The sequence below is a fragment of the Porphyrobacter sp. AAP82 genome (assembly GCF_000331285.1).
In the GTDB taxonomy this organism is placed as follows: domain Bacteria; phylum Pseudomonadota; class Alphaproteobacteria; order Sphingomonadales; family Sphingomonadaceae; genus Erythrobacter.
Window position 1 is genome coordinate 25,874 of the sequence record NZ_ANFX01000038.1, and the last position, 7,852, is coordinate 33,725.

Below are 7,852 nucleotides of genomic sequence, written 5' to 3' on the forward strand. Positions count from 1 at the left end.
CTGGGCTAATCTCCCGGGCAAAAACATGCCCACGGAGAGAGACACCAGCATGGCCGAGATCGCGCAGCACCAGCTCCTGACCCTTGACGCAGTCCTCGCCCATTGGGCGGCCGAACAGCCCGATGCCCCCGCGATAGAGGGCGCCTGCCATGCCTTCACCTATGGCGAGGTCGAGCGGCTCTCACGGCAGATCATCGCCCTCCTTGCCGCGCGCGGGATCGGCGCGGGCCACCGCGTGGCATTCCTCGGTAAGAATGCTGCGAGCTATGGCCTGCTCTATTGCGCCTGCGCGCGCGCGGGCATCGTGATCGCACCGATCGGCTGGCGGCTCGCCGCGCGCGAGGTTGCCTATATCCTCGGCGATACCGGGGCGAAGCTGCTGGTGGCGACGCCCGATTTCATGGAGCTTGCCAGAGCGGCGATGGGCGAACTGGCAGGCCCGCCCGAACTCGTGGACGATGCCGCGATGCTGGCCGAGGCGCGGGGCTGCGAACCGGCGGACTTCACCCCCTGCGAGGCGGATGATCCGATCCTCCAGCTCTATACCTCGGGCACCACCGGCCACCCCAAGGGCGTGCTCCTGTCCAACGCCAATCTCACAAAGCTGCGCGTCGAAGGGATCGCCGCAGGCCTGACCTATTACACCGATTACCGCAGCGGCGACTGCATGATGGTGGCGATGCCGATCGCGCATATCGGCGGCACGGGGACCTTCAGCCTCGCGCTGCTCGCAGGCATCCGCTGCCGCTTCGAGGCTGAATTCACCCCCGCCGGCGTGCTCGCGGCGATCGAGGCGGGGACGACCCACATGTTCTTGGTGCCCGCTGCCTTGCAGATGGTGATCCAGCACCCGCAGGCGGCCAGCACCGATTTCTCGAACCTGCGCTATCTCATCTACGGCGCCGCGCCGATGCCGCTCGAACTGCTCAAGCAGGCGGTCGAGACCATGCCGGGCACCCAGTTCCTCCAGGCCTATGGCATGACCGAGACCACCGGCACGGTCTCGATCCTGCCGCCCGAGGATCACAGCCTCGAAGGCAACCAGCGGATGCGCTCGGCCGGCAAGGCGCTGCCCGGGGTCGGGATCGAGGTGCGCGGGCCCGACAATGTCGAGGTTGCGCGGGGGGAAATCGGCGAGGTGTGCATCCGCTCGCCCTCGAACACGCAAGGTTACTGGAAGCTGCCCGAGGCGACCGCCAAGACCATCGATGCCGATGGCTGGCTCCACACCGGCGATGCGGGCGTCATGGACGCGGACGGCTATGTCTATATCCAGGACCGCATCAAGGACATGATCATCTCGGGCGGCGAGAACGTCTATCCGGCAGAGGTCGAGAGCGCGATCTACGGCCATCCCGCGATCGCCGAGGTCGCGGTGATCGGCGTGCCGTCGGCCCGGTGGGGCGAGGAGGTCAAGGCCTGCGTCGTCGCCAAGCCGGGCATGGAGGTGGACGAGGCTGACGTGATCGCCTGGACGCGCGAACGGATCGCCGCCTTCAAGGCGCCCAAGAGCGTCGATATCATCCCCGTCATGCCGCGCAATGCCAGCGGCAAGATCCTGCGCCGCGAATTGCGCGCGCCTTTTTGGGAAGGGCAGGAGCGGCAGGTCTCGTGAGCGCGAGGCAGCACGCGCCGGCAACCCTGCGCAACCGCGAGGCGATTGCCGAGGTGCTCGCGCGCGAACTGCCGGCGTCTGGCACGCTGCTCGAAATTGCGGCAGGATCGGGCGAGCATGCGGTCCATTTCGCCGGGCTTTTCGGTAGGCTCGCATGGCTGCCTACCGATCCGTCACCCGAGGCGCTTGCTTCGATTGCCGATTACCGCGCGGACTACCCGGGCACGAACCTGCTCGCACCCGTGCCGCTCGATGCAGCAGCACCCGATAGGTGGCCGGTCGCCGATGCTGCCGCAATCTTGTGCATCAACATGATCCACATCAGCCCGTGGGCCGCGACGCAGGGGCTTTTCCGGGGGGCTGCCCGTTTGTTGGGCAAGGGCGGGGGCGGGCCGCTGATCTGCTACGGGCCTTTCCTTGAGGATGGCGTCCAAACAGCCGCGTCCAACCTTGATTTCGACGCCAGCCTGCGCGCCCGCAATACGCAGTGGGGCCTCAGACGTGCCGAAGATGTAGACAGTCTGGCGGCGACCCACGGGCTCGTCCGCAGCGCGCGCTACGCCATGCCTGCCAATAATTTGACCCTTGTTTTTCGCCCGGTTTGAGCCCCCGGACTAGTCAATCGCGCGCTTTCCGGCGCGGCCGACCGACTTGATATCCTCGCCCACGCCTTCCACCGTGTTGCAGGCGGTGCTGGTCAGCGCCAGGGCGGCGAGAGTGGCGGCGGCAAACAGCTTGCGGATCATCGGACGGCTCCCATCGGTGGTTTTCGCACCGATCAAAGCCGCCCGATCCTGAAAATTTCCTGACTTTGCGGCAGATCGCCGTTCGCGCAGGGCGAAAAGGGTCAGATTTCCTCCTTCACCTCGCGCGAAGCCGATTGCAGGTCTTCACCCGCACCCTCCACGGTGTTGCAGGCAGCAGTGGCAAGAGTGATCGCGGCGAGCGCGATGGCGGCGAGACTGCGGTGGCGGGTGGTCATGGGCAAGCTCCTCCAAGGGTGTCGGTCCGCAGCCAACCGGTCTTGGAGGGCGAAAGGTCCACCCTATTCGCCGGAATGCACCCGTGATCGGGCCAGCTGCCGTTCGCGCCAGGCGATCAGCAGCCCCGCGCCGATGATCAGCGGCGCGCCGAGCCACAGGCTGGCAGGCGGGGCGCGGTCGAAAACGGTGTAGCCGTAGAAGCTTGCCCACAGCAGCGCGGTGTAATCCATCAGCAGGATGACCGCGGCCGATCCGAAGCGCAGCGAGGTTGTCAGCAGCATCTGCGCTGCTGCGCCGACAAGCCCCATCCCGAGGATCAGGCCCCAGGTGAGAGGGTCATGCGCGGACCGCACGAAGGGCAGGGCGATTGCCGCGACGGGGGTGGACAGGGCGGCGAACCAGAAGACGATGCTCCATGGGTTTTCGGTGGTGTTGAGGTCCTGGATCTGGAAGCTGATAAGTGCGACCATGAAGGGCGCGACGAGGCCGACCGCGATCCCCGCAAGCGTCACGCCTTCATGCAAGGCGCCAAAGGGCTGCATGACGACGATCACCCCGGCAAAGCCCATCGCCACCGCGCTCCAGCGATAGGGGCCGATGCGTTCGCGCAGCACCACCATGGCGAGCAGCACCGCAAAGACCGGCGCGGTGAAGCCCAGCGTGGTCGCCTCGGCAAGGGGCAGGAGGAGGACGGCGCCGTAGGTGAAGATCATCCCGATCAGGCCGCTTGCCGCGCGCCGGGTGTGGGCGGGCAGGCGCTGCGTCCCGAGCAGCGCGTGCCGCCCGGCCAGCGCAAGCCCGGCGCCCAGCAGGATCGTGGTGATGAGCTGGCGCCAGAAGATCAGCTCGACCAGATGCGCGCCGCGGTCCCCTGCCAGCTTGACCAGCATGCCCATGGTGGCCAGCGCGGCGGCGGCGAGCAGCCGCACGAGGAGCGCGAGCAGCGGGCGGGGGCGGGCGATCGAGCCATCCATCGCCGTTTCGCTTGGCCCACCCCCAAGGATTGCGCAAGCCGCGCGCGCACCTAAATGGGGCGGTGATGAACCTTGTGGCGCAATTCGAACTGCTGAGCGATGCGGCGCAGCTTGCCCTGCTGGGCGGGGCGTGCTGGGTGTTCGCGGTGTTCGCGAGTGTCATGGAATGGCGACGCGGGCGCAGCCGCAATCTGGCGCGGCTCGAACAGGTCGGGTGGATGCCGTGGACCGGGCTGTTCTTGCTCGCCGCGATGCTGGGCGCGGGGCTCTTGGCGATGAGCCTGCCGGCAGTGCTGAAGGGCTGACGGGGGCTCCCCATCCCTGCGGAACGCAGAGAGACGGACGCCTCGCTTTGACAAACGACGTCGAAGGCGTCGCAAGGCCAACCCGCCGCGGGCCGGTCAGGCCGAACGATCCGGGCCGGAGGGCCCGGATCGGCGTGTCAGAGACACGCCTCAAGATAGGCCTGATCGAAGCCGAACTGGCGGGCCTTTTCCAGCGTATAGGGGCGCAGTCCCGACGAGCGGAACTCGCCGAGGATCTTTCCGTCCTCGCTTTCGTCAAGATACTCGAACTTGAACAGCTCCTGCGTCACGATCACATCGCCTTCCATCCCGATCACCTCGGTGATGTTGGTGGTGCGGCGCGAACCGTCGCGCAGACGCTTGACCTGCACGATGAGGTCGACGGATTCGGCGATCTGGCGGCTGATGGCTTCCTTGGGGATCTTGATGTCGCCCATCAGGATCATGTTTTCCATACGGCCAAGACACTCGCGCGGGGAGTTGGCGTGGAGCGTACACATCGAGCCGTCGTGGCCGGTGTTCATGGCGGCCAGAAGGTCAAAGCATTCCGCGCCGCGGATTTCGCCCAGGATGATGCGGTCCGGGCGCATACGCAGGGCGTTCTTCACAAGGTCGCCGATCGTGATCGCACCCTGGCCTTCAAGGTTCGGCGGGCGGGTTTCGAGCGGCAGCCAGTGCGGCTGCTGGAGACGGAGTTCGGCCGCGTCTTCGATGGTCAGCACACGCTCGCCCGGGTCGATCATCTTCGACAGGGCGTTGAGCATGGTCGTCTTGCCCGAACCTGTACCGCCCGAGATGACGATGTTCATCCGGCAGGCGCCCGCGATCTTCAATGCGGTGGCCATCTTGTCGGACATCGAGCCGAAATCGCGCAGCATGTCGATCGTGATCGGCTTTTCCGAAAACTTACGAATCGAGATCGCGGTGCCGCGCAAGCTGAGCGGCGGCACGATCACGTTGACGCGGCTGCCGTCCTTCAGGCGAGCGTCGGCCAGCGGCGTGGTCTGGTCGACGCGGCGGCCGACCTGGTTGACGATGCGCTGGGCGATCTGGAACAGATGCTGTTCGTCGCGGAAGCGGATCGGGGCGAGCTGGAGCTTGCCCTTCTTTTCGATATAGGTCTGGTCCGGTCCGTTGACCATGATGTCGGACACGTCCGGATCGTTGAGCAACTCTTCCAAGGGGCCGAAGCCCAGCAGCTCGTCGATCAGCACCTTTTCCAGCGCGAACTGTTCGCGCCGGTTGAGAGTGACCTTGAGCTCGGCCAGCACCTCCATGATGATCGGGCGGAATTCCTCGGAGAGCTCCTCCTTGGAAAGCGTGGCGGCCGCTTCGGGGTCGACACGTTCGAGCAGGCGCGGGAGCACCTGTTCCTTGATCTTGTGGACGCTGGCTTCAAAGCCGCCGACTTCGGAATTGGCTTCGTTGACCGCAGTCATGCGTTCGTTGAGCCGGTCGATCGCCTCTGAGGTTGTTTGCGGCTTGGCCAGCGAGGGCGCGGGCGCAGGGCGCGGTGCGGGGGCTTCGCCGGGGATCGGCGGGAACTGGTCGCCGCCGCGCGGCGCGGCGCCCGCACCCTTCATGGGCCGTGCAACGCCGAAAGCGGGCCGCGAGCCCGGCTTCATTCCGCCTGCATTGCCCTTTTTGCCGAATGCGCTCATTCCCAGCCCCCGAGGGTCTCTACCAAATCGTGCCCCGTCTCGCCCTAAGCAGGCGAAAGGGACATCACGACAAATGGTAGATAGGAGGGAATGGTTGTTTTTTTCCTAAGCATGTCCCGCGCCGCCGATCGTGGGGGTTGCCGTTAAGGATCGTGCGGTTAGAGCAAGGCGAAATCCAACAGGGAAGAGCTACCACAGATGTGCGGCATCATCGGGATCGTCGGCCAGGACAGCGTTGCCGACCGCTTGGTCGACGGGCTGAAGCGCATGGAATATCGCGGCTATGACAGTGCCGGGATCTGCACCCTCAGTGATGGCGCGCTGGTGCGCAGGCGCGCGGAAGGGCGGCTTGCCAATCTTGTGACGGTGCTCGCGCGCGATCCGGCGCCCGGCACTGTCGGTATTGCCCACACCCGCTGGGCGACCCACGGCGCGCCGACCGCGGCCAACGCCCACCCCCATGCCACGGGCGAGGTCGCCATCGTCCACAACGGGATCATCGAGAATTTCCGCGAACTGCGCAGCGAGCTTGCCGCCAAGGGCCGCGTGTTCGAGAGCGAGACCGATAGCGAGGTCGTCGCCCACCTCATTTCCGATGCGGTCGAGGGCGGCGCCGATCCGGTCGATGCCGTGCGCGCGGTGCTGCCACGCCTGCGCGGGGCCTTCGCGCTGGCCATCGCCTTCCGTTCGCACCCCGACCTCCTGATCGGCGCGCGGCTCGGCTCGCCGCTGGTGCTGGGCTATGGCCCGGAAGGTGCCGAGGCGGAGATGTATCTCGGCTCCGACGCGCTGGCGCTGGCCCCGCTGACGCAGCGCATCGCCTATCTCGAAGAAGGCGACTGGGTCGTGGTGCGCCGCGACAGCGCGCAGGTCTATGACGCGCAGAACAACGCCGTGACCCGCGAGATCCGCGCCTCCGGCGCCTCGGCCGCGGCGGTGGAGAAGGGCAATTACCGCCACTTCATGCAGAAGGAGATCTACGAGCAGCCCACCGTGGTGGCGCAGACGCTCTCCTCCTACCTGCGCCGCTCGGACAATTCGGTCGCGCTGCCGCAGATCGATTTCGACCTTTCCGCCGTGCGCCGCCTGACGATCGTCGCCTGCGGCACCTCCTTCTATGCCGGGATGGTGGCGAAATACTGGTTCGAGCAATTCGCGCGCGTGCCGGTCGACATCGATGTCGCCTCCGAGTTCCGTTACCGCAATCCGGTGCTGGAAGAGGGCGGGCTTGCGCTGTTCATCTCGCAGAGCGGCGAGACCGCCGACACGCTCGCGGCGCTCAGGCATTGCAAGGCGAACGGGCAGACGATCGGCGTGGTCGTCAACGTGCCGACCAGCACCATGGCGCGCGAGGCGGACCTGCTGCTGCCGACCCACGCCGGGCCCGAGATCGGCGTCGCCTCGACCAAGGCTTTCACCTGTCAGCTCGCCGTGCTCGCCGCGCTGGCCGCGCACATGGCGGTGAAGAAGGGCCGCCTGAACCGGGAGCAGGAGGCCGAGATCGTTCGCCATCTGCTCGAGGCCCCCGCTGCGCTCAACGCGGCGCTTGGCCATGATGACGATATCGCCGCGATGGCGCACCTCATCGCCCCGGCGCGCGACGTGCTCTATCTGGGTCGCGGGCAGGATTACCCGCTGGCGCTGGAAGGCGCATTGAAACTTAAGGAAATCAGCTATATACACGCAGAAGGCTATGCTGCGGGGGAGATGAAGCACGGCCCGATCGCGCTGATCGACGATGCCGTGCCGGTGGTGGTGATCGCGCCCTCGGGGCCCTTGTTCGAAAAGACCGTCTCCAACATGGAAGAGGTCCGCGCCCGGGGAGGCCAGGTGGTGCTGATCTCCGATGCCGAGGGCATCGCGCAGGCGGGCGAGGGCTGCATCGCCACGATCGAGATGCCGGTCGTCCACCCGCTGATCGTGCCGCTGGTCTATGCCGTGCCGGTGCAGCTGCTCGCCTATCACGTGGCCTTGGTGAAGGGCACGGATGTCGACCAGCCGCGCAACCTCGCCAAGTCGGTGACGGTCGAATAGGCGGGCTGCTGTCTTAACCTTATTGCCAGGGCGCACGCGCCCGGCGCTTTACCGCCCACTAACCATTCGCGGTTAAGATGCCGCCCGTGGGCAAGGAAGTCACCTCACCGCAGCCGGCGCTCCCTGCCGAGCTGCCGCTGTCCGACATGCTCGGATTGACGCGCAATCCTGCGTTCGATGCGACGCGGCTGCGGGGAGAGGATGTGGCCGGGCTGAGGCGGTCACCACCGGGCTGCAACGCAAGCGCACGACCCACGAGATCCTGACCGATCTGTTGCGC

Annotated in this window: 9 protein-coding genes; 4 read left to right on the forward strand and 5 right to left on the reverse strand. The window is 66.5% G+C overall.

The genetic code is table 11. From position 1 onward, the window contains the following. The first annotated feature begins 25 nt into the window (after positions 1-25). Positions 26-1,615 (forward strand): long-chain-fatty-acid--CoA ligase, encoded by a 1,590-nt coding sequence (locus D620_RS0112970; RefSeq protein ID WP_033376865.1) that lies wholly within the window; start codon positions 26-28, stop codon positions 1,613-1,615. Further along, entirely contained in the window at positions 1,612-2,220 is a 609-nt protein-coding gene (locus tag D620_RS0112975; protein WP_017666250.1) for a DUF938 domain-containing protein, read from the forward strand. The genes D620_RS0112970 and D620_RS0112975 overlap by 4 nt, the downstream gene beginning before the upstream one ends. Positions 2,221-2,229: 9 nt before the next feature. On the opposite strand, the gene D620_RS0112980 is transcribed toward D620_RS0112975, so the two are convergent. From D620_RS0112980 to D620_RS0112990, 3 genes are all read right to left on the reverse strand, one after another. Next, entirely contained in the window at positions 2,230-2,361 is a 132-nt protein-coding gene (locus D620_RS0112980; protein WP_017666251.1) for an entericidin A/B family lipoprotein, read from the reverse strand. Between the two features lie 101 nt (positions 2,362-2,462). Next, positions 2,463-2,597, reverse strand: coding sequence for an entericidin A/B family lipoprotein (locus D620_RS16100; RefSeq protein ID WP_017666252.1), 135 nt, complete (start codon positions 2,595-2,597; stop codon positions 2,463-2,465). A 63-nt stretch (positions 2,598-2,660) separates the two neighbouring features. Then, positions 2,661-3,572, reverse strand: coding sequence for a DMT family transporter (locus D620_RS0112990; RefSeq protein WP_017666253.1), 912 nt, complete (start codon positions 3,570-3,572; stop codon positions 2,661-2,663). Positions 3,573-3,637: 65 nt separating this feature from the next. On the opposite strand from D620_RS0112990, the gene D620_RS0112995 reads away from it, so the two are divergent. Then, positions 3,638-3,877 (forward strand): hypothetical protein, encoded by a 240-nt coding sequence (locus D620_RS0112995; RefSeq protein WP_017666254.1) that lies wholly within the window; start codon positions 3,638-3,640, stop codon positions 3,875-3,877. A gap of 137 nt (positions 3,878-4,014) precedes the next feature. Here the strand turns inward: D620_RS0112995 and D620_RS0113000 are convergent, their stop codons facing one another. Then, the gene (locus D620_RS0113000; protein WP_017666255.1) at positions 4,015-5,538 is read right to left on the reverse strand and encodes a CpaF family protein; all 1,524 of its coding nucleotides are present in this window, start codon (positions 5,536-5,538) and stop codon (positions 4,015-4,017) included. A 198-nt stretch (positions 5,539-5,736) separates the two neighbouring features. Between D620_RS0113000 and glmS the strand changes: the two genes are divergently transcribed. Beyond that, a complete protein-coding gene (glmS, locus tag D620_RS0113005; RefSeq protein ID WP_017666256.1) occupies positions 5,737-7,572 on the forward strand; it encodes a glutamine--fructose-6-phosphate transaminase (isomerizing) in 1,836 nt (611 codons plus the stop codon). 58 nt (positions 7,573-7,630) lie between these two features. Here glmS and D620_RS16845 read toward each other — a convergent pair. After that, the coding region (locus D620_RS16845) for a hypothetical protein (RefSeq protein ID WP_233992074.1) at positions 7,631-7,852 on the reverse strand (222 nt) is incomplete at its 5' end.

What these genes read in the sequence shown, in the direction of transcription:
- D620_RS0112970 (WP_033376865.1), top strand. Translation starts at nt 26, where the DNA reads ATGCCCACGGAGAGAGACACCAGCATGGCCGAGATCGCGCAGCACCAG.
- D620_RS0112980 (WP_017666251.1), bottom strand. Translation starts at nt 2,361, where the DNA reads ATGATCCGCAAGCTGTTTGCCGCCGCCACTCTCGCCGCCCTGGCGCTG.
- D620_RS16100 (WP_017666252.1), bottom strand. Translation starts at nt 2,597, where the DNA reads ATGACCACCCGCCACCGCAGTCTCGCCGCCATCGCGCTCGCCGCGATC.
- D620_RS0112990 (WP_017666253.1), bottom strand. Translation starts at nt 3,572, where the DNA reads ATGGATGGCTCGATCGCCCGCCCCCGCCCGCTGCTCGCGCTCCTCGTG.
- D620_RS0112995 (WP_017666254.1), top strand. Translation starts at nt 3,638, where the DNA reads ATGAACCTTGTGGCGCAATTCGAACTGCTGAGCGATGCGGCGCAGCTT.
- D620_RS0113000 (WP_017666255.1), bottom strand. Translation starts at nt 5,538, where the DNA reads ATGAGCGCATTCGGCAAAAAGGGCAATGCAGGCGGAATGAAGCCGGGC.
- glmS (WP_017666256.1), top strand. Translation starts at nt 5,737, where the DNA reads ATGTGCGGCATCATCGGGATCGTCGGCCAGGACAGCGTTGCCGACCGC.